At 65.2% G+C, this 21,329-nt stretch carries 17 protein-coding genes, 1 tRNA gene and 1 other RNA gene; 7 read left to right on the forward strand and 12 right to left on the reverse strand.

What is annotated here, in order from left to right:
• The first annotated feature begins 134 nt into the window (after positions 1–134).
• The 4 genes from mihF (at position 135) to QM588_RS23225 (ending at position 2,885) form a co-directional block, all read left to right on the forward strand.
• Complete coding sequence (mihF, locus tag QM588_RS23210) at positions 135–449, forward strand: integration host factor, actinobacterial type (RefSeq protein ID WP_008712632.1); 315 nt, start codon at positions 135–137, stop codon at positions 447–449.
• An 82-nt stretch (positions 450–531) separates the two neighbouring features.
• Positions 532–1,014 (forward strand): cation:proton antiporter regulatory subunit, encoded by a 483-nt coding sequence (locus tag QM588_RS23215; protein ID WP_027494547.1) that lies wholly within the window; start codon positions 532–534, stop codon positions 1,012–1,014.
• 19 nt (positions 1,015–1,033) lie between these two features.
• The gene (locus QM588_RS23220; RefSeq protein WP_283316890.1) at positions 1,034–2,206 is read left to right on the forward strand and encodes a cation:proton antiporter; all 1,173 of its coding nucleotides are present in this window, start codon (positions 1,034–1,036) and stop codon (positions 2,204–2,206) included.
• A 13-nt stretch (positions 2,207–2,219) separates the two neighbouring features.
• Entirely contained in the window at positions 2,220–2,885 is a 666-nt protein-coding gene (locus tag QM588_RS23225) for a GntR family transcriptional regulator (protein ID WP_283316891.1), read from the forward strand.
• A 42-nt stretch (positions 2,886–2,927) separates the two neighbouring features.
• Here QM588_RS23225 and QM588_RS23230 read toward each other — a convergent pair whose 3' ends face one another.
• Together QM588_RS23230 and QM588_RS23235 are read right to left on the reverse strand one after the other, a co-directional pair.
• Complete coding sequence (locus QM588_RS23230; protein ID WP_283316893.1) at positions 2,928–5,063, reverse strand: 3-hydroxyacyl-CoA dehydrogenase NAD-binding domain-containing protein; 2,136 nt, start codon at positions 5,061–5,063, stop codon at positions 2,928–2,930.
• A 9-nt stretch (positions 5,064–5,072) separates the two neighbouring features.
• On the reverse strand, positions 5,073–6,284 hold the full coding sequence (locus tag QM588_RS23235) for an acetyl-CoA C-acetyltransferase (protein ID WP_283316895.1): 1,212 nt from the start codon (positions 6,282–6,284) through the stop codon (positions 5,073–5,075).
• A 233-nt stretch (positions 6,285–6,517) separates the two neighbouring features.
• Here QM588_RS23235 and QM588_RS23240 point away from each other — a divergent pair, with 233 nt between their 5' ends.
• Entirely contained in the window at positions 6,518–6,760 is a 243-nt protein-coding gene (locus tag QM588_RS23240; RefSeq protein ID WP_027494552.1) for a hypothetical protein, read from the forward strand.
• Positions 6,761–6,763: 3 nt separating this feature from the next.
• Here the strand turns inward: QM588_RS23240 and QM588_RS23245 are convergent, their stop codons facing one another.
• The 8 genes from QM588_RS23245 to QM588_RS23280 all read right to left on the reverse strand — a co-directional run bounded on the left by QM588_RS23245 (position 6,764) and on the right by QM588_RS23280 (position 17,878).
• A complete protein-coding gene (locus QM588_RS23245) occupies positions 6,764–9,112 on the reverse strand; it encodes a DNA polymerase III subunit gamma and tau (protein ID WP_283316898.1) in 2,349 nt (782 codons plus the stop codon).
• Between the two features lie 74 nt (positions 9,113–9,186).
• Entirely contained in the window at positions 9,187–11,580 is a 2,394-nt protein-coding gene (locus QM588_RS23250; RefSeq protein ID WP_283316902.1) for a helicase-associated domain-containing protein, read from the reverse strand.
• 53 nt (positions 11,581–11,633) lie between these two features.
• Complete coding sequence (locus tag QM588_RS23255) at positions 11,634–12,209, reverse strand: HhH-GPD-type base excision DNA repair protein (protein WP_283316905.1); 576 nt, start codon at positions 12,207–12,209, stop codon at positions 11,634–11,636.
• A gap of 603 nt (positions 12,210–12,812) precedes the next feature.
• Positions 12,813–14,039, reverse strand: coding sequence for a hypothetical protein (locus QM588_RS23260; RefSeq protein ID WP_283316906.1), 1,227 nt, complete (start codon positions 14,037–14,039; stop codon positions 12,813–12,815).
• A 34-nt stretch (positions 14,040–14,073) separates the two neighbouring features.
• Positions 14,074–14,877 (reverse strand): transglutaminase-like domain-containing protein, encoded by an 804-nt coding sequence (locus QM588_RS23265; RefSeq protein ID WP_222084904.1) that lies wholly within the window; start codon positions 14,875–14,877, stop codon positions 14,074–14,076.
• Between the two features lie 37 nt (positions 14,878–14,914).
• Positions 14,915–15,568: a phosphate signaling complex protein PhoU gene (gene phoU, locus QM588_RS23270; protein ID WP_283316910.1), complete on the reverse strand. Its 654-nt coding sequence runs from the start codon at positions 15,566–15,568 to the stop codon at positions 14,915–14,917.
• A gap of 220 nt (positions 15,569–15,788) precedes the next feature.
• Positions 15,789–17,033: a lipase family protein gene (locus QM588_RS23275; protein ID WP_442972970.1), complete on the reverse strand. Its 1,245-nt coding sequence runs from the start codon at positions 17,031–17,033 to the stop codon at positions 15,789–15,791.
• Between the two features lie 173 nt (positions 17,034–17,206).
• Positions 17,207–17,878 (reverse strand): TetR/AcrR family transcriptional regulator, encoded by a 672-nt coding sequence (locus QM588_RS23280; protein ID WP_283316914.1) that lies wholly within the window; start codon positions 17,876–17,878, stop codon positions 17,207–17,209.
• 105 nt (positions 17,879–17,983) lie between these two features.
• On the opposite strand from QM588_RS23280, the gene QM588_RS23285 reads away from it, so the two are divergent.
• Entirely contained in the window at positions 17,984–19,501 is a 1,518-nt protein-coding gene (locus QM588_RS23285) for a DHA2 family efflux MFS transporter permease subunit (protein ID WP_283316916.1), read from the forward strand.
• A 63-nt stretch (positions 19,502–19,564) separates the two neighbouring features.
• Here the strand turns inward: QM588_RS23285 and QM588_RS23290 are convergent, their stop codons facing one another.
• Positions 19,565–20,851, reverse strand: coding sequence for an aminotransferase class I/II-fold pyridoxal phosphate-dependent enzyme (locus QM588_RS23290; protein ID WP_283316919.1), 1,287 nt, complete (start codon positions 20,849–20,851; stop codon positions 19,565–19,567).
• A gap of 53 nt (positions 20,852–20,904) precedes the next feature.
• Positions 20,905–20,999, reverse strand: an RNA gene (gene ffs, locus QM588_RS23295) — signal recognition particle sRNA small type.
• Between the two features lie 95 nt (positions 21,000–21,094).
• On the opposite strand from ffs, the gene QM588_RS23300 reads away from it, so the two are divergent.
• Positions 21,095–21,182 (forward strand) — tRNA-Ser (locus QM588_RS23300).
• Positions 21,183–21,329 lie beyond the last annotated feature (147 nt).

Raw genomic sequence — 21,329 nt, forward strand, 5'->3', positions numbered from 1 at the left:
GAGGGAGGTTCGGTGGTTCGACCGTGAATGACACCCGTGTTGTTCGGTTAGATTGGAAGAGCCACCAGGCACGATGCAAGAGGGTCGAGACCTGTCAACGAGCGACGGGTCACCACAATCGAGGAGAACAGGCCATGGCTTTACCAGTATTGACACCGGAACAGCGCACCGCGGCGCTGGCCAAGGCGGCCGAGGCACGCACTGCGCGGTCGAAGCTGCTCGCATCCGTCAAGTCCGGCGAACTGAGCGTCGCTGACGTCCTCGCCAAGGCGGAGAACGACGAGATCGTCAAGAAGACCAAGGTGTCCGCGCTGATCAAGGCCCTGCCGGGCGTTGGATCCGTGCGCGCCGCACAGCTGCTCGAGCAGCTGTCCATCGCAGATACGCGCCGCATCGGCGGCCTCGGCGCAAACCAGCGCGAAGCGCTGCTTGCTGCCGTCGCATCCTGATTCACATTTTCACGGGTCGTTCCTGCAGGCTCCACTCCTGATCCTGCGATAACGCGTTGCCTGCAGGGCTAGCATTTCGACCATGAACGTCGAAGTGACCCTGCTGCCCGGAATTGGGGTGCGGAAAGATTTTGCCCTCGCTTCCGGGCGCCGCATCGGCGTCATCACCCGCAAGGACGGCGCGAACGAGTTGATCGTTTCGCGCAAGGACGACCCCGATGCGACGCAGGCGTCCATCACCCTGAGCAATGAGGAAGCGGCGGCCCTGGGCAATCTGCTCGGGTCGCCGCAACTCATTGCTCAGCTGGGGGAAGAGCATCGCGATCTCCCCGGAATCAACACTCGTCAACTCCCCATTCGCGCCAATTCACGGTTCGTCAGCCGCACACTCGGCGACACCGCCATGCGCACCAAGACCGGAGTATCCGTCGTCGCCGTCATGCGCGCCGGCCAGGTACAACCGTCACCCACCCCCGACTTCACGCTCGCCGCAGGTGACCTTCTGGTCGCCGTCGGTACCGCGGACGGACTGGACGCAGCAGCCAAGTTGCTCGGCAATGCCTGAGATCAGTCGGGTCTGACCCGTGGCCGAGAGCGCGCTCGCCCTCACCGAGCTGGGTGCCGTGTTCTTCGTTCTCGGACTTCTCGCTCGTCTCGCCGGCCGAATCGGCGTCTCCCCCATCCCGTTCTATTTGCTCGGCGGACTGGCCTTCGGCAACGGCGGATTCGTCAACCTCGGCGGCATCGACGAGTTCAGCGAGATCGCCAGCGAAATCGGCGTCATCCTGCTGTTGCTGCTGCTCGGCCTCGAATACACCGCAACCGAGCTCGTCACCGGCCTGCGTCGATCGTGGATGGCCGGTCTGGTAGACATCGTCCTCAACTTCGCGCCCGGTGCCGTCGTCGCGCTGCTGCTCGGCTGGGGCGGAGTCGGGGCGCTCGTGATGGGCGGCGTCACGTACATCTCGTCCTCGGGGATCATCGCCAAAGTTCTCACCGATCTGGGCCGTCTGGGAAACCGCGAAACCCCGGTCGTGCTGTCGATCCTGGTGTTCGAGGACCTCGCGATGGCCATCTACCTCCCGATCCTCACCGCCGTCCTGAGCGGAGTCAGCTTCCTCGGCGGACTCGAAGCCCTCGGCATCTCACTGTTGGTCATCACCTTCGTGCTCGTGGTCGCGCTGCGCTACGGCAGATTCGTCTCCGCGATCGTCGACAGTCCCGACCGTGAGGTCGTGCTGCTCAAAGTCCTCGGGTCCGCCCTGCTGGTGGCCGGCATCGCGTCGGAACTGCAGGTCTCGGCGGCCGTCGGTGCGTTCCTGCTGGGAATCGCGATCTCCGGGTCGACGGCCGACAACGCGACCCGCATTCTCGAGCCGCTACGAGACCTGTTCGCGGCGATGTTCTTCGTCGTGTTCGGCCTGGGCACCGACCCGTCGACCATCCCGCCCGTGTTGGGCTGGGCCGTCGTACTCGCCGTCACCACCGCCGCTACCAAGATCGCCACCGGTTGGTGGGCGGCAGGTCGACAGGGAATCGGTAGGCCGGGACGACTACGCGCCGGTGCGGCTCTGGTGGCGCGCGGAGAGTTCTCCATCGTCATCGCCGGACTGGCCGTCGCCGCGGGGGCTGTCGAAGGCGAACTGGCAGCCCTGGCGACCGCGTACGTGCTGCTGATGGCCATCCTGGGACCGATTGCTGCCCGCATCGTCGAACCCGTCGCGAAGGTTGTGCTCCGGACCAAGCCCGCGGTGTGATTGGCTTTTCGACATGGCAGACAAGCGGACGGCGCTGAGGCGACGGCCGCAGTTGTCCGAGGAAGTCGCCAGCCACGTCCGGCACCTGGTGATGTCCGGTGAGGTGAGACCCGGGGACTTCATCCGGCTCGACGAGACCGCAGCCCAACTGGGCGTCAGCGTCACCCCGGTACGCGAGGCGCTACTGACCTTGCGCGGTGAGGGCATCGTCGAACTCGTCCCCCACCGCGGCTACGTGGTGTCTGCGCTGACGCCGAGCGACATCGTCGACATCTTCTGGCTGCAGGGGCAGATCGCGGTCGAACTGGTACGCCGGGCGGCACCGAAGATCACCGAGATCGAACTCGACAGGCTCGCCGAGCTCACCGCTGCCCTGTCGGTCGCCGTCGAGAACGGCCGGGCCGAGGATGTCGAGAACATCGAGTTCGAGTTCCATCGTGTACTGAACCGTCTGGCGGAGTCGGCCAAGTTGGCGTGGTTTCTCAACAACGCCACCCGCTATACCCCGACCCGTCTCTACGCCACCGACCGCGACTGGGGCCGTGCGGCCGTGCGTAACCACGAGGAGCTGATCGCGGCCCTGGTTCGAAACGACATCGACGCCGCCTGCGAATTGATGAAGCAACAATTCACAGACGGCGCCGAGAGGTTGATCGCGCATCGGGCTTCGCCCTCGTGAGCGTTTTGCGTATCCAGAGGTACGCAAAACGCGCACGACCATCTAGCGCAGCGAGGCCGGAACCTGGAAGCGCTCGCCGTACTTCTTGGCCAATTCGTCTGCACGAGCGACGAATCCGGCCTGACCACCCGGGTAGCCGACGACGTACTGGTGCACGCCACCCGTCCACGCCGGGAAGCCGATGCCGAAGATCGAGCCGATGTTCGCGTCGGCGGTGGTGTTCAGGACACCTTCGTCGAAGCACTTCTGCGTCTCGATGGCCTCGATGAACAGCATGCGTTCCTTGAGGTCCTCGAACGGGATGTCCGCCAAACCCGACTTGAACGCATCACGCAGTCCGGGCCACAGGCCGGCGCGCTTGCCGTCTTCGTACTCGTAGAAGCCCGCGCCCTTGGCCTTCGACGGACGCTCGAACTCGTCGACCATCTTGTCGATGACCTCGCCGGCCGGATCCTCGGGAGGGGTTCCACCGGCAGCCTTGATGGCGTCGTAGGTTTCCTTGCGGATCTTCTGCATCAGGTTGAGCGTGAGCTCGTCCGAAAGCTGCAGTGGCGCAGCCGGGTAACCGGCCTGCAGACCGGCCTGCTCGATGGTCGACGGCTCGACGCCCTCGCCCAACATGGCAATGGCCTCGTTGATGAACGTGCCGATCACGCGAGAGGTGAAGAAGCCACGACTGTCGTTGACGACGATCGGGGTCTTCTTGATGAGCTGCACGAGGTCGAATGCCTTGGCCAAGGCCGCATCCGACGTCTTCTCACCGCGAATGATCTCCACCAGCGGCATCTTGTCGACGGGTGAGAAGAAGTGGATGCCGATGAAGTCTTCCTGACGCTTGATGCCCTGAGCGAGGCTCGTGATGGGCAGCGTCGAGGTGTTGGAACCGAGCAGCGCCGTCGGATCGACGAGGTCCTCGATCTCCTGGAACACCTTCTGCTTCAACTCTTCCGACTCGAAGACGGCCTCGATGACGAGGTCGGCACCTTCGACGTCCTTGGCATCGGCGGTCGGGTGGATGCGTGCGAGCAGAGCGTCCGACTTCTCCTGGGTGGTCTTGCCACGCGAGAGCGCCTTGGCCTCGATGGCCTCGGAGTACGCCTTGCCCTTCTGCGCCGACTCGATCGCAACGTCCTTGAGCACCACGTCGATTCCGGCCTTGGCACACACGTACGCGATGCCCGCGCCCATCATGCCTGCGCCGAGAACCGCGACCTTGGTGAAGGTGGTCTTCTCGATGCCGTCGGGACGAGACTTGCCGGCGTTGATCGCCTGCAGGTCGAAGAAGAACGCCTGAATCATGTTCTTGGACACCAGACCGGTGACCAACTCGGTGAAGTACCGCGACTCGATGGTGCACGCATTGTCGAAGTCGACCTGCGCACCCTCCACTGCCGCAGCGAGAATCGCACGCGGAGCCGGCATCGGTGCGCCCTTGATCTGCTTGCGCAGGTTGGACGGGAAAGCAGGCAGGATCTGCGCGAGCTTCGGGTTCGACGGCGTGCCGCCGGGGATCTTGTAACCCTTGACGTCCCACGGTGCGACGCCACCCTCGGGGTTGGCCTTGATCCATGCCTTGGCGGTGGGCACCAATTCGTCGATGCTGCCGACCAATTCGTGCACCAGACCGATTTCGAGAGCCTTGCCCGGACGGAATCGGGTGCCCTGCGCCAGGACGGTCATGAAGCCGGTCTGGATGCCGAGCAGTCGCGTGATGCGGGCAACGCCGCCGCCGCCGGGCAGCAGGCCGAGCGAGACCTCGGGCAGACCGATCTGCACGCCGGGAACATCGGCCGCGATGCGGTGATGCGTCGCGAGTGCGATCTCGAGTCCGCCGCCGAGTGCCGCACCGTTGATGGCAGACACGACCGGCTTGCCGAGCTTCTCGAGCCGACGCAGCTGTCCCTTGACTTCCTGGACCTCGTCGAACACCCGCTGGGCGTCCTCGGGCTTGGCAGCGATGAGGGTGTGCAGATCGCCGCCGGCGAAGAACGTCTTCTTGGCGGAGGTCAGCACGACTCCGGTGATGCTGTCCTTCTCGGCCTCGAGGCGATCGACCGTCGCGCCCATCGAGTCCTTGTACAGCTGGTTCATCGTGTTGGCGCCCTGGTTGGGGTCGTCCATCGTCAGAACGACGATGCCGTCGGCGTCCTGGTCCCACTGAATCATGTTGTCAGACATCGTTCTACCTCAGACTCGCTCGATGATGGTGGCAACGCCCATGCCGCCGCCGATGCACAGGGTGATCAAGGCGTACCGGCCGCCGCGGCGCTCGAGCTCGTCGAGCACGGTGCCGGTGATCATGGCTCCGGTGGCACCGAGCGGGTGGCCCATGGCGATGGCGCCGCCGTTGACGTTGAGCTTCTCGTTCGGGATCTTCAGATCCTTCTGGAAACGCAGCACCACGGAAGCGAACGCCTCGTTGAGCTCGAACAGATCGATGTCGTCGACGGTCAGGCCGGCGGTGGCGAGGACCTTCTTCGACGCCGGGGTCGGCCCGGTCAGCATGATGGTCGTGTCGGCACCACTGGTGGCCGTCGCGACGATGCGGGCGCGCGGGACCATGTTCAGGTCCTTGCCCGCCTGCTCGCTGCCGACGAGGACGAGGGCTGCGCCGTCGACGATGCCGGAGCTGTTGCCGCCGGTGTGGACGTGATCGATCTTCTCGATCCAGTGGTACTTCTGCAGCGCCACGTCGTCGAATCCGCCCATGGCCGCGATACCGGTGAACGCCGGGTTCAGCTTGCCGAGCGACTCGACGGTGCTGCCCGGACGCATGTGCTCGTCCTGATCGAGGATCAGCAGACCGTTCTGGTCGGTGACCGGAACGACGGACTTGGCGAAGTAACCACCGGACCACGCCGCTGCGGCGCGCTCCTGGGACTGGACTGCATATGCGTCGACGTCTTCGCGGCTGAAGCCTTCGATGGTGGCGATCAGGTCGGCACCGATGCCCTGCGGGGCGAAGTAGGTGTCGTAGTTGGTGGCCGGGTCCATGGCCCATGCGCCGCCGTCACTGCCCATCGGCACACGAGACATCGACTCGACGCCGCCGGCGACAACCAGTTCGTCCCAGCCCGAGCGCACCTTCTGCGCGGCCAGGTTGACGGCCTCGAGGCCCGACGCGCAGAAGCGGTTGAGCTGGAAGCCGCCGACGGTGTCGGGCATCTTGGCTGCGAGCACGGCCGTGCGGGCGATGTCGGCACCCTGATCTCCGACGGGCGAGACCACGCCCAGGATGAGGTCGGAGATTCGGTTCTCGTCCATGTCGGGGAAACGTCGACGAAGCTCGTCGATCAGCCCGGTCACCAAGGAAATCGGCTTCACCGAATGCAGGGAGCCGTTCTTTCCTTTACCTCGGGGAGTCCTGATGGCCTCGTAAATGAATGCCTCTGTAGTCACAGCGCGCAGTTCCTTCCACATACTCGATCTTGTCGCGATCGCCGTGCCGGCCGATCGCGTCGGTGCGAGGCCATGACAGACCTCAGCTCATGCCACAGTAAGTTGGCATACCGATCCGGCATAAGGACCGAAACGAGCGTTTCGCATGACCCACGAAGCCGTTCAGGTTTGAACGACCCCGTCATGGGAAAATACGATGCATCAGATCGACCGAAGGCGAAAGAAGACCGACCATGGAAACCGACAACGAACCGACCGTGGGCGCTCGCGTCAAGGTACGCACTCGCAACGACGACAAGTCCGGAGCAGACAGTTCTGGATCCGACGCCTACGAGACCGGCGCGATCGTCGACGACTTCGGAGTCCAAGCGACCGACAGCACCTCGCGGGACTGGGCCGTCGCCAAGCGCTGGGCCGTCGCTCTCGACAGCGGACGATTGGTGTTCGTCGACACCGACGACCTCACGCTCGCTTGAGTCTCAGATCTCCTTGAGCGGTACCGCTCCGAGTTCGCTCACCAACAGCTCCATGGCGACGGTTTCCGGGTCCCGGCGAACCGACGGGTCCGCAGGCTCGGCCGCGGCCTTGAGCAGTTCTTCCTCGTCCTCCGGCGTCTCCGGAGGCGGCGGACCTACCGGCTCGGGATCATCGGGATAGTCCGGGGCCTCGGGCATCGGAATATCTGCGTCCGATCCATCGCCCGCTGAACCGAAACCGTCCGACGTCGGACGGGGAGCCCCTGCCTGGCTCGGCCTCGAGAACTTCGGCAGCGACGCGGGTTTCGCTGCCGGTTCATCTTTTTTTGCTGATGACGGTTCCGGTGGTGCCGCAGCACCCACCAGACAGACCACCGACCATTCGACGCCGAACACGTCACGCAACGCGTCCCGAATGACGTCGGCGTTGCGGGGTTCTTCGAGACGCTTCGCCAGCGGTGCCGAATCATGGCCGAGAGTGATGGTGCCGTTCTCGACGGTGCGTACCGACGCACCGGACAACATCACCTCGACGGTCCGGCTTCGCTCTCGTACCTTGGTTCGCACCTCGGACCACACTGCGCGGACAGCCGCCGCATCGGGCTCGTTGGAGGCCGCCGCGGGTGCCGCGACAGGCTCGGGCTCGGATTCGTACACCGGCTCGGGCTCCGGGCCGTACTCGTCTTCGGGCTCCGGCGGAAAATCCTCGTGGGCGAGTGATTGTTCCGAATGCTGCTGCGCTGCAACGGGGGTCGCGACCGGTGCAGGCTCGGGTGCCGGTTCGGGAGTCGGAGCTGGCTCGGGTGTCGGAGCGGGCTCGGGGGTCGGAGCGGGCTCGGGGGTCGGAGCCGGTTCGGGTGTTGGAGCCGGTTCGGGTGCGGGAGCCGGCTCGGGGGTCGGGACCGGTTCGGGTGTTGGAGCCGGCTCGGGAGCCGCAGGCTCGGGCACCGTAGACGGTTCCGGGACCGCCATGGGTTCGGGTGCCGCGACAGGCGCAGGCGCAGGCGCCGGTGCGGGGGCTGGGGCTGGTGCCGGAGCGGGGGCGGCCTCGGCAGCCGGCTGTCGCTGGGACGGTCGCTGGAATTTGTTCACCGGCGGCGGGCCGGAGGGTGCAGGCTCTTCGGTCGCGGGCAGCTGTGGTCGTGTCGGGTCTGCGGCTGCCTGTGCCACTGCGGCCTGTTCGCCGGCAGGAAGGGTGACGTCCAGGCGACGTTCGACGCGTTCGAGCCTCTGCAGCACCGCCGATTCCGCATCGGAGGCCGAGGGCAGCAGCATCCGTGCGCACATCACTTCGAGCAGCAGACGCGGAGCGGTGGCCCCTCGCATTTCGCCGAGGCCCGAGTGGACGATCTCGGCGTAGCGAGTCAGCGTCGCCGAGCCGAGCAGGTCCGCCTCGTCGCGGAGTCGTTCGAGGACGTCGCCCGGCACGTCGACCAGGCCACGTTCACCGGCGTCGGGTACGGCCTTCATGAGGATCAGGTCTCGCATGCGGTCGAGAAGGTCGATGGCGAAGCGACGTGGGTCGTGGCCCGCGTCCATCACCTTGTCGACGGTGCCGAACAGTGCGCCGCCGTCTCCCGCGGCCAGGGCGTCGACGGCCTCGTCGATGAGCGCGACGTCGGTGACGCCGAGCAGCGACAGAGCTCGCGGATAGGTGACGCCTTCCGGTCCGGCTCCGGCCAGCAACTGGTCCATGACCGACAGCGAGTCACGCGGCGAGCCGCCACCCGCGCGGATGACGAGTGGATAGACCGCGTCCTCGACCGGGACCTGTTCCTGACCACAGATCTTTTCGAGCAGGCCCCGCATCGTCGACGGCGCGAGCAGTCTGAACGGGTAGTGGTGGGTTCGCGAGCGGATGGTGGGGAGCACCTTCTCGGGCTCGGTGGTCGCGAAGATGAAGACCAGGTGCTCCGGCGGTTCCTCGACGACCTTGAGCAGCGCGTTGAATCCGGCCGGGGTGACCATGTGCGCCTCGTCGATGATGAAGATGACGTAGCGCGACTCGGCCGGGGCGTACACGGCTTTGTCTCGAAGATCGCGGGCATCGTCGACGCCACCGTGGCTGGCTGCGTCCATCTCGACGACGTCGAAGTTGCCGGGCCCGCCCGGTGCCAGTGCGACGCAGGAGTTGCACACACCGCAGGGGGTGGAGGTCGGCCCTTCGGCGCAGTTCAGCGATCGGGCGAGGATGCGCGCCGAAGACGTCTTTCCGCAGCCACGAGGGCCTGAGAACAGGTAGGCGTGGTTGATCCTGTTGGAATCGAGCGCCACGCTGATCGGTTCGGTGACGTGCTCCTGACCGACGACTTCGGCGAACGTCGCGGGACGGTACTTCCGGTAGAGGGCCACGCCCGAAAGGGTACCGGCGACCGACGACACAGTTGCATCGCGCGTCGGAACCCACGGCTCGGTTGCATCGCGCATCAGTGCGGACCGGCGGACACCGCTCTGATGTTCATGATCGCGAAGCTTTCCCGGGTGCCGGTGGACGTCGACAGCGCAAGTAGCCAGTTGCCGTCCTGCAGTGCGTCCGAGATCGCGTGCCGCACGATTGCGCCTTTCGAGTTCTGATAGTCGATCGAGACGGGCGCGCCGCGCGCTGCGGCGTCGGTCAGGGCATCGAGCTCCCGTGGCAGCAGTCTGCTGTGCCGGCTGAGTGCGGAACGCACCCGCGCGTCGTCGACGGTGCCGGGGTCGCCCGTCCGCAGCAGCTGTGCCAGCTCGCGTGATTCGCGTCGACGTGGTGCTGCGGGTGCGCTCGGGTGCGGAGTGCGGGTGGCGTGGGCGCGGACTCTGGTCGCGGTGTCGAGCTCGAGCCGGCCGGTGTCGGAATGTCGCACCGGGGAGTATCCGTGTCTGCGGAGCACCGCGAGAGTGTCGATGGGTGTGGCAGAACTGATCAGGACCGTCGGCGCGAGCCGCTGGAACTGCAGCACCGCCAAGGCCTCGTCCGTCTCGATGTTCGTCAGCAGTACGACGTCCTCGGAGACGATGGCGCACAGGATCTTGCGCACGGCCAGTGCGCCGTAGGTGCGCCAACAGTCTCGGATCGTGTAGGCCAGGGCTTGGGGAACGTCGGTGTCGGCCATCTCGGCGAGGGCGTCGATCAACTCCTCTCCGGTGCCACCGGTGTCGAAGAAGCTGCGGATGGTCGCCGGGGTGAACCGCCAGACCGACGCCACTTCCCGCGACTCGGGTTGCGCGGCCGCACCGAGTATCGACGCCACCTCGGTGCTCGGCGGCCCGGTGACGACTGCGGTCGAATCGGGCAGCAGGCGCACCGAGAACGGCACCCAGTCGGCCAGATCCTGTAGCTGCGTTGCCAGCGCGGAGGCGATCTGGCGCGGATCGCCGTCTCGGCCCACCCGGAAGTCCGTCAGGGTGGCGCACAGATCGGTCGGTGCGCCGTCGACCAGAACTCCGAGGCGGGTGGCCTCGGCCCAGAGTGCGCGCACGTGGCCTGGCCCGGCGCTCGTCGAGACGACCGGGATATGCCACTCGAGGTAGCGGGCGAATTCCTCGGTATCGGACAACACCGGCGTCGGGCTGTCGGGTCCGTCGAGGCGCAGAAGAGCCATCAATGCCGTCGAACGCACATCTGCGGCTGCGGGATCGTCGAGCATCTTCTTGAGCACTGGCGCGGTCTTCTGGGAGGATCGTGGCACCCGATGGGTCGGAGTGAAGGGCGAGCACCACCACGCGGCCAGCAATGCTGCCGCCTGCTCGGATCGCGAGCTCGTCGACCATGTTTCATAGGTTGCGGTCAATGCGACGCCGGTCTTCCCCCGGTCGGCGAGCAAGCCGGCTTCGCGCGCCAGCATCAGCATCAGCGCGGTGTGGTGCTCGTCGGCGAATCCCAGCCGAGCAGTCAGTGAACGGAGTTCTTTGGCGCTGAGGCCACCGGTCTTCATCAATGCCAGGCCATCGGTGTCGATCGCCGTCAACAACGCCTGCGTGTGCTCGCAGAACTGCAGCAAGGCGATCGAGCGCGCACGACGCGAGTCATTCTGCGACAGAACACGAGTCGCGAACTCCGGCGGCCTGAGCTCGATGGGCAACCGCCACCCGTCTCCGCGCAGCGCGATGCTCACTTCCAACGGCATCTCGACTCGATGCCCGTCCAACCGATACAGCAATCCGCGCTCGAAGGCGGCGGCACCTGCGGTCGACGGCACGTCGAATATCAACGACGCCGGTTGTCCATCGACGAAGCGAGACAACATTTCTCGCATCTCGGGCGGGCCGTCGTCGAACAAGGCTCGGATCCGTTCGGGGGTCATCGCAGCCGCGACGGCGTCGGCGCGTTCGGCTCGATCCAGCGTCGGGTCGACTCCGAGGAGGGTCAGCAAAGCGACTCGGTCCTGTTCGACGGCGCAGTGCAAGAACAACTTTCGCTGCCTACGGGCAAGCCCGAATGGGTGCGAGAACACCCCGGACAGGTCGACGGGGCGGTATTCGACCGCGTCCGAGCCCTCTGCCGTATGCGGCCAGATCAGTCCGTAGGCGATCAAAGCGTTCAGAGCTGCATCGATGTGCTGCGCCTCGTTCGAGTTACCTTCGCCCGTCCAGTGGCCGATCTCGGCGCGGCTGAGATCTTCCATGAGCGCGAACAACTCGAGCAGGTCGAGCGCACCTCTGTCGAGTTTTCGAGGTAGTGCCGCCACCCGCCAGGGCGAGCCGAGGAGTTGCGCGAGCAATCCGAACGAGCGGGGTGGCGGGTCGGTCGCCACGTCCGGTCGACGCCGCAGCAGATCCGTCAGTGCGTCCTCGTCGAGCGAGGCCAGCCACCCCTCGTACGTTCCGGTCTTCTCGGTCATCTCGTCCCCCCGGTGCAAGTTCTGCCACAACGTACCGACGGGCACCGACAGACTTATTTGTTCTTGGCTGCCGCTTTCGCTGCCTTCTTGAATTCGCGTACCTCGAGCAGGGACTTCTCGTCGACGACATCGGCGATGGATCGACGTGCACCCTCGTCGCCGTACGCTCCGGCGGCCTTTTGCCACCCGTCGGGCGTCACGCCCATCTGCTTGCCGAGCAGCGCGAGGAAGATGCGCGCCTTCTGATCGCCGTAGCCGGGAAGTGCTTTGAGACGCTTCAGAACCTCGGCACCATCGGGGTCGTCGCGGGTCCAGATTTCCTGCGGCTTGCCGTCGTAGTTCTCGACCAGAAACGCTGCGAGTCCCTGGATGCGCTTGGCCATCGAGCCAGGGAAACGATGCACGGCCGGGGTCTGCGCGCACAACGCGGCGAATTCGTCCGGATCGGCGTCGGCGACGGTATCCACCTTCAGATCACCGAGACGGTCGACGAGCTTCTTCGGGCCGGCGAAAGCGGATTCCATCGGTACCTGCTGATCGAGCAGCATTCCGATCAACAGCGCGAACGGATCCTCGGCGAGCAGTGCATCGGCCTCCGGATCGCCGACGAGGTTCAGAGTGCGAGACATGCCGTCGATCCTGCCACGCGCCATCTTTAGCGGATGACGATTCCTCCCGCAAGCCGGTTCGGTGGCGCGCGAGGCGGCAGTGACAAGCCCGCGGATTCTCTCGAGAACCCGCCCAAGCAAAGCAATACAGATCGCCGTGCAGCCCGGCGGACACGTCAAGAGTTCACGACCGCTCTCGGCCGGCGCGTCGCCAGAGAGCTGGAAGTCTTACTGCGACGACAGCCAGTGCGACCACAGCACAGGCCAAGGCTGGATACACGATCATCGTTGTTACCCAGCCAGTGTGCTCGACGATCACGGTGCCGGTATCGGAGTCGCGGCCGACGCATTCTCGACCGAGAGGCCACCACGTCTGTCGGTCCTCGACTGGAAAGGGCGCCACCTCGAAATGCGGGGAACGGTAACCGAAATGCTCAGAAAAAGCTCCGCGACAACCTGATTGGTTTGCCCACCGATAGCTGAACGCCCAAATGGTCAGGAAAGCAATTCCGAGGGGGAACCACACCAGCGTGACGGCGGCCTTGGACAGGCCGTCACGTGAACGAACAGCCGCAATCGATACCACCACCACGATCATGAATCCGGCAATGAAGATCACGATTCTCAGTCGACCGAACCGGCTACAGCCAACGCGATTGCCTGCAGAAGTGGTCGATCGACACTGGTTGCGCGAGCCGCAATCTGCACGTCCACGCGGGTGCCCGACGTTTTGACCAGCGTGACGTCGTCGATCGGGTCACCGTCGAGTGTCATTGCGCTCGCACCTGGATTGTCGTCACGAAATTGCGACCCGTCAGGCAATGTCAGCGCACCCCAGGGGTTTTCGGAGGGCTCGTAGTCCGCGTCGATCACTCTGATCGTCAGGGTGCCGTCGCCGACCATCACGGCTCCGCACGCCCCGGCCGATCCCGACGGGGAGGTTCGCATCGAGCCCAGCGGTCTGTCGAGTTCGATTGGAATCTGGGCTGCTCGCCAGAACTCGTCCAGCGACGCATTGAGGAGATCGACGGACTGAGACGAGAACTGCCCTGCGCCCTCGGAATTGGTGTCGCATGAAATCGGGAGAGGAGGCGTATCGATCGGAACCGGTGTGGACCACCGCAACTCCGGCCGAAGCGCTATCGAGCGCACCTCCTCGATCGACAGTGGCACGGTACCGGTGGTCTCGAAATCGGCGTTCTGGTCCGACGATGACGCTACGACGACGGAACCATCGGGTGCGTACACGCGCGCGAAGTTGGTATGGGAGCGGTCTCCGTCGAATTCGTCCCAGGTGTCCCGCGTGTCGACGACGGTTCCGTCGGAGAGTGTTTCGCGAGCATCGAGCCAGCCGGCCTGGCAGGGCTTGGGACCGTCGTCGACGCGCGTGACGTTGACCGTCAGCGAACCTTCGACACCGTCGCGTGTGACCACCGCGTCCGCGGAGGTGCCGGGGTCGAAAGCCTCGTCCGCGCTGGCTACCGGCTGGAAGACCAACGGATCACCGCGGGGCCAGAACGACGAACCGGTAACGAGGGAAACCTGCGGGGGGAGGGCGTCGCGCGCTGCGATCGACATTGCGTGCGCCTTCTTCGACGTCAGCCAAGGGTAAGCGGGATTGTCGTAGTTCTCCTGGCCTGACGTGAATACACCGTAGGACTGCTCTTCCTCGGGCGGCTCCACGGATTCGCACCCGGGAATGTCCACAGGGTATTCGACAGGCTCAGTGACATATCCTGACTGCCCCATCGGCTGGTGGGTGAGACCCGAGGCAACGATACCGACGGCTACGACGACACCGACCACGATCGCATCGGTCCACACACCACCACGCCGCAACGACATTCGCACGGGCCGCAGCCTAACGCGCCTCGCCGCGACCGGGTCAGGTGATCGACACCAATTGAGTGATGTCGTCGAAGGGCAGCGGCCCATCCACGACGGCTCCGACGACGGCACTGTTGAGCGTGATCGATCCGCCGTGATTGTCGAGGAAGGCGGTATCGGCTGCGTCGCGTCCGGTTGCGATTCGCACCAGGGTCGATCGAGGAGCGAGGCAGGTCGCGTCGACCACTCGCCATTGTCCTTCGACGAAGGCTTCGGCGACTGCGTGGAAGTCCATCGGATCGCAGCCCGGCGCGTACACGGCCACGAGTCGAGCGGGCACATTGACTGCGCGGAGCAGAGCGACGACGAGGTGGGTGTAGTCGCGGCACACCCCGGCACCGGCGAGGAGGGTGTCGACCGCGCCGTCGATGGGGTCGCTGCTGCCGGGAACGTAGCTCAGCCGGGCCCCGACCCAGGACGACACCTCGGCGAGCAGCTTCTCCGACGGCGGGTACGAGCCGAATTCCGTTGCCGCGAAACCGAAGAACTTGTCGGCCTCGGCGTAGCGGCTCGGCCGCAGATACAGCGACAGGTCGTAATCGGACACCGGTGCCGGGTCGGTGTTGCCGTAGATCGTCGCCGAGTACGACGCTTCCAACTTGCCGACGTCGGCGTGCAGCTTGTGGATGCGGGTGCCGTGCGCGCCGCTGATCTCCTGCGCTTCGACGGGCTGGCCGTCGAGTGTGAACGAGAGTGCTTCCCACACTTCGGTTCCTGGATGCGGCGCGATCGCGATCTGGAACTCGAGGGTGCTGGCCTCGGTCACATCGACATCGAGGTACGCGGAGACGTCACGTTTCATCGTGCCGATCCTGCCATCTCCGAGCGGTTCTCGCAGACTATGACTCGTCGGTGGGGCGCGCTCCGGTCACCAGGAAGATGACCCGTTTCGCTACCTCGACGGTGTGATCGGAATATCGCTCGTAGAAGCGGCCGAGCAACGTGATGTCGACGGCGGCCGGTACACCGTGCGGCCAGTCGGGCGCGGAGGTCAACATGAACAGGCTGCGGTGCAGTGCGTCCATCTCCTCGTCCTGCGTTCGCAGACTCGCGGCGAGTTCGGCATCCCTCGTCTCGAGCACCCGTTGGGTCGTCTCCGCTTGCGCGATGGCTACCCGACCCATCTCGGTGAACACGCCCTCGACCTCGGGCGGCAGCACGTGTGCGGGATGGCGGCGGCGAGCCAGCTCGGCGATGTGCACCGCGAGCCCACCCATGCGCTGGAGGTCGGCCACGATGTTGATCCCGGATACGACACGGCGCAGATCGTGGGCAACCGGTGACTGCCGAGCGAGAAAAGCGAAGGCCTCGTGTTCCCATTCGACTGCGAGAGTGTCGATCTCTTCGCGGTATTCGATCGTCTGCTCGGCGAGCAGGATGTCGGCGGTCAGTAGCGCGCGCGTGGCATCAGCCATGGCTCGCTCCGCGATTCTCGACATTTCGGACAGCTCCGACGCCAACGTGTCGAGCGCCTCCGTGTAACTGTCCCGCATGTTCACTCACCCCAACCGCTCGACAGCCCGAACTCAGGGCATTGCAGGGCAGTACCCTGCTGCGCATCCTTCTACACCCCGACGCCGCTGTGGGCTCATTGGAGAACCCCAGGCTGTGACGTCGGTCATGCCCGCCGACGAGAATCGATGGCCGCCCTGGGAGGAAACGCCGAACGGCCCGCACTCGGTGAGCGCGGGCCGTTCGATTCTCGATTGCCGATCAGCAGTTCGACGGGGCGGGCACTCCGTAGAAACGATCCTTGATCCAGCTCTGAGCTTCGCCGAGACCGAGGATGTCCGGGATGAGATGCCCGGCACCGGAACCCGGCACGATGGCCGGGACCTGCGCGGAACTGAGCTGCACTGTTGCACCCTTGCCGCACCAGTCGCCGGCGAGTTCGACGGCCTGACCGTGAGGCACGATGTCGTCGGAAGTACCGGACTGAATCAGCACCGGTGCGTTCGGCGTACGCTCACCGATCTTGTTTTTTGCCAGGATTTCCTGAGCGACGGGCAACCTGTCCAGCACCACCGACAGCGGCTCGCCGGTCTTGGTGTACTCGGTGGTGCGGTGCAGCCCGACGTTCAGAATCGTCTCTCCGACACACTGATTCGCGACCAGGTTGAGCATGGCCTTGCCTGCGTCGTTGATGTTCTCGTCGACGATCGGCTGCAGACCGGGGTCGGAATTGAGCAGGCCGTTGAGGGTGTAGCCGATCACGCCGGTGAGGATGGTGCCGTCGACCTGCTCGAGGGTTGCCTTCAGATCTGCCGGAGGTGCGCCGGCGTAGGTGCCGACCAGATCGAGTTCCGGGGCGTATTCACCTGCGATCTCGGCCGCAGCAGCTGCCGCTCCGCCGCCCTGCGAGTAGCCGTAGGCCGCAACCGGGCCGTCGCCGGAGATCTTGGTGCCCTGCAGCTGCTGAGCTGCGCGGGCTGCGTCGAGCACGGCGTGGGCCTCGGACGCGCGGTTGACGTAGGTGTGCGCGCCCGGCGTACCGAGACCTTCGTAATCGGTGATGACGACGCCATAGCCCTGGGAGAGAAGCGAATACGCGGACAGTACCTCGTACTCGACCATGAATCCGAGTGGCGGGGTGTAGGTGATGACGTTGTTGAGCATCTTCGACGGCGCGCACTGATCGCCCTGCCCCTGCGTTCCCGGTGCCAACACCACGAGCGGACGCGGCCCCGGACCGGTCCACGGCGCGGCCGGGTCGATGTAGGTACCCGTGACAGCATTGGCGTCGTCGTTGGAATCGGTGCTGCGGTACATGATTCGGGTAGCGGCACCCGGCAGCGGGCCGCCGATTCCCGGAACCGACAGCGCGAGATGCGAGGGCTCGGAACGAATCACGTCGCCCGGCGCGCCGGCGGGCAGCGGGCTCGGCGGAATGTAGAAGTCGGATTCGACGGTCGAACCCGTCGACGGCGCTGCCGACACGGTCGGTGCCGTCACCCCCATGAACACTGCCGCTACTGCGACAGCCGAACCGAACACGCGCTTGTACCGCACCCTGGAAACCCCCAACGTCGATCACTTGTCACCAAGTGAGCGCTACCCCGTGTAGCACTTATCGTGACGCACCTTACGTGATGCGTCACACAAGGCATAGGGTCGATTTGGATTCCTGGCCGTCAGCGGCGGCGGCGATGCATGGCAGCCTTCGCCGTGTCCACTTCGTCGTCGGTGAAGGGACGTCCGGGAAGCGCGGACCGAGGCACCGAGTCACCACGTAGGCCGTCGAGCAACACGGCGAAGTACCGACGCCAGTTGGCGGGATCGACCGTGCTCGAGAAGTCGACCGTCGAGCCGATCATGCCCAGCACCGGATAGAAGTCGGTGACGGCAACATCGGGACGTAGCTGACCGGATTCGATGGCACGATCGACGATTCTCGCGAAGAATGGGTCGATCCGTCGTCGCACCTGCGCGATGCCGCGGCACCCTTGGTCAGATCCGAGTACGACGTCGCCGAGGCCGCGATCGGACGCCATCTGCTCGCACACGTCGGAGAGAAAACTTACTAGCCCTTGCCAGGGATCGTCGCTGTCGAGGGCGCGTTCGGCACTGGCGAGCATGCCCTCGAGGCGCTGCTCGAAGACGCCGTCGATCAATTCTTCTTTGCAGGAAAAGCGCCGGTAGACGGTGCCGACGCCCACCTTGGCGTGTGCGGCGACGTCGTCGAGCGTGATGTCGATACCGCGGGAAGCGAACAGCTCGCGAGCTGCGTCCACGATGCGGCGTCGGTTGCGTTCGGCATCTGCCCGTAGGGGCTTCGATGCCCCTGTGTCCGCTCTCACACTCATTCGATGTCCGTTTCACCCGATAAGCGGAGGACATTCCTCCACTTAGCTGCTACCTTGGCCCTACAACCGGAGGATACACCTCCGCATAGTCGAACCGAGGACACCATGACCACCCTTTCATCGGAGAACGTGGACGGCGCAACGTCGACCACGACGCCGGCGGACGAGCGTGCGCACCGGAATCGCTGGTTGATTCTCGCCACACTCGGACTGGCCCAGCTCATGGTCGTGCTCGACGCGACCATCGTGAACATTGCACTCCCCGCCGCCCAGCTCGATCTGGGCTTCGACAACGCCGACCGCTCCTGGGTCGTCACCGCCTATGCACTCGCGTTCGGCAGCCTGTTGCTCCTCGGCGGACGCCTGAGCGACCTCTTCGGTCGACGTAACACCTTCCTCATCGGCCTCGTCGGCTTCGCGCTGATGTCGGCAGTGGGCGGAGCGGCCGTCAACTTCGGCATGCTCGTCGCAGCCCGCGCCGGTCAGGGCGTCTTCGGCGCACTCCTCGCGCCCGCAGCTCTGTCTCTGCTGGCCACCACCTTCACCGACACCAAGGAACGCGCCAAGGCCTTCGGCATCTTCGGTGCCATCGCCGGCGGCGGCGGCGCACTCGGCCTGCTGCTCGGCGGCATGCTCACCGAATGGGCCAACTGGCGCTGGAGCCTGTACGTCAACCTGATCTTCGCTGCGCTCGCTTTCGTCGGAGCCTTCCTGTTCCTGGCCAAGCACAAGGTCGGCGTCCGACCCAAGCTCGACATCCCCGGCACGATCGCCGTCTCCGCTGCGTTATTCTCGATCGTCTACGGCTTCGCCCACGCCGAGTCCGACGGCTGGAGCAATCCCGTCACCCTCGGCTTCCTTGCAGCAGGTGTCGTTCTTCTCGCCGTGTTCGTGACCATCCAGAATCGCGTCGAGCACCCTCTGCTGCCGCTGCGCATCGTTCTGGATCGCACCCGGGCCGGATCCTTCCTCGCGGTGTTCGTCACCGGCGCAGGCATGTTCGCGGTGTTCCTGTTCCTGACCTACTACCTGCAGAGCACGCTGAAGTACACCCCGATCACCACCGGGTTCGCGTTCATGCCGATGATCGCGTCGCTGATCCTCACCGCGACACTGTCGACGGCACTGATCCTCCCCCGGTTCGGACCACGCATCCTCATGACGACCGGCCTGGTCGTCGCGTCGATCGGCATGGGACTGCTCACCCAGATCGATCTGGACAGCAGCTACGTCACGCACATCCTGCCCGGCCTGATCATCATGGGTCTCGGACTCGGTGCCACCATGGCACCGGCCATGCAGGGCGCAATCTCGGGCGTCGCTCCGGACGACTCCGGCGTCGCGTCGGCAACGGTGAACACCATGCAGCAGGTGGGCGGCTCGATCGGCACCGCACTGCTGAGCACCGTGGCAGCCAACGCCGCCACCAGCTACGTCAGCTCCAACATGGCGACGGCAACCGATGCGGCTCTGCTGCAGGCCAACGCCGAAATCGCCAGCTACACGACCACCTTCTGGTGGGCGTCTGGCATCTTCCTACTGGGCGCGGTGCTCTCGGCCACGCTCCTGAAGAAGGGGCCGCTGCCCTCCGCTCCCGAGGGTGCGGTCGTCGTCGGGCACTGAGAGCGGCTTCGCCGCATGTGAGTGGAAACGCGTACCCTGCTACGAGTTTCCACTCACATGCGTTCAGCCTTCGAGCAGCTTCTCCGTCGCGGCCAGCAGAACGCAGGTCGCGACGCCGTCCATCGACTTCTCCAGCTCACCGAGCGACGGGAAGCTCGGGGCGAGGCGAATGTTCTTGTCTTCCGGATCTTTTCCGTACGGAAAAGCCGAGCCGGCGGCCGTCAGAGCGATTCCGGCATCCTTGGCCAGCGCGATCGAACGCGCGGCCGTGCCCTCGAGCACGTCGAGACTGATGAAGTAGCCGCCCTTGGGCTCGGTCCACGACGCGATCTTCGACGCACCGAGCCGGTCCTCGAGAATCTGCTGCACCAGCGCGAACTTGGGCTTCAGAATCTCGCGATGCTTGGCCATGTGAGCCCGCACCCCCTCGGCGTCACCGAAGAAACGCAGGTGACGTAGCTGGTTGAGCTTGTCCGGTCCGATGCTCTTCTTGCCGAGGTGCTTCTGATACCAGGCGAGGTTCTCCTCGGAACTGCCGAAGAAGCTGACTCCGGCACCGGCGAACGTGACCTTCGAGGTCGACGCGAACACGAACGCACGATTGGGGAAACCTGCCTCGGCCGCCATGCCGATGACGTCGTAGGACGGCGCGAACTCGTCGGTCAGCGGATGCACCGCGTACGCGTTGTCCCAGAACAGACGGAAATCGGGTGCGGCTGCGGGCATCGTGGCCAGCGCGCGAACGACCTCTTCGGAGTAGACGGCGCCGGTGGGATTGGCGTAGTTCGGCACGACCCACATGCCCTTGATCTGCGGATCCGACGCCACCAGGTTGGCGATCTCGTGCACATCGGGTCCGTCGGGACCCATCGGAACCGGAATCATCTCGATGCCGAAGCTCTCGGTGATGGCGAAATGCCGGTCGTAGCCGGGGGCAGGGCACAGGAAGCGAACGTTCGGCTCCGCAGACCACGGGCGCGGCGAATCCGACAGCCCGTGCAGCAGAGCCCACACCACCAGGTCCTGCATGATCTCGAGGCTGGCGTTGTTACCGGCCACCAGGTTCTTCACCGGGATGCCGAGCAGTTCACCGAAGATGGCACGCAATTCCGGCAGACCCGCAAGGCCACCGTAGTTGCGGCAATCGGTGCCGTTGCCGTCCTTGTAGTCCGCGCCGGGGAGCGTCAGCAGCTCGGCAGCGAGATCGAGCTGCTCGGGAGACGGCTTACCGCGGGTGAGATCCAGCTTCAGATCCTCGGCTTTGAGCTGCGTGTACTTCGCGCTCTGCCGCTCGTGCTCGGAGGCGAGCTCCTCATGGTTCATCAGACCCAACTGGGTTTGCGCTGGCATGCGGAGCGGCCTCTCGGTGACGGGTTCCCCGGACAGTGTCGATGTCACTGAAATAAAGGGGACCCCGCGCACCCGGCAGAGCCCATTGACCCTTGCTGCCTTCCGGCCCTGGGGGAGTTCACAGGATGCGCGCCGCGCGGGATCCGTTAGGAAGTGTAGCCGCCTCCCGTCGGGCAACGCATCACCACCCTTCGCGCCTCCCGATTTGGGAGATGGTGGGGGTAACCGGGTAAGCTCCCCCACGGAGGATTCGCCTAGTGGCCTATGGCGCTCGCCTGGAACGCGGGTTGGGTTAACGCCCTCAGGGGTTCAAATCCCCTATCCTCCGCCAGAGAAGCCCCCGTGACACGTCACGGGGGCTTCTTGCTGTTCGGGGAGGGGTGCTCCGGTTCGCGTCAATGGACCCTTACACCGGTCAGACGTATGTGCACCGCTCCCCAGAAGTTGGACTGAGTAATTCAGTTCCAACGACTGGGGA

It is taken from the genome of Rhodococcus sp. IEGM 1354, assembly GCF_030056855.1.
In the GTDB taxonomy this organism is placed as follows: domain Bacteria; phylum Actinomycetota; class Actinomycetes; order Mycobacteriales; family Mycobacteriaceae; genus Rhodococcoides.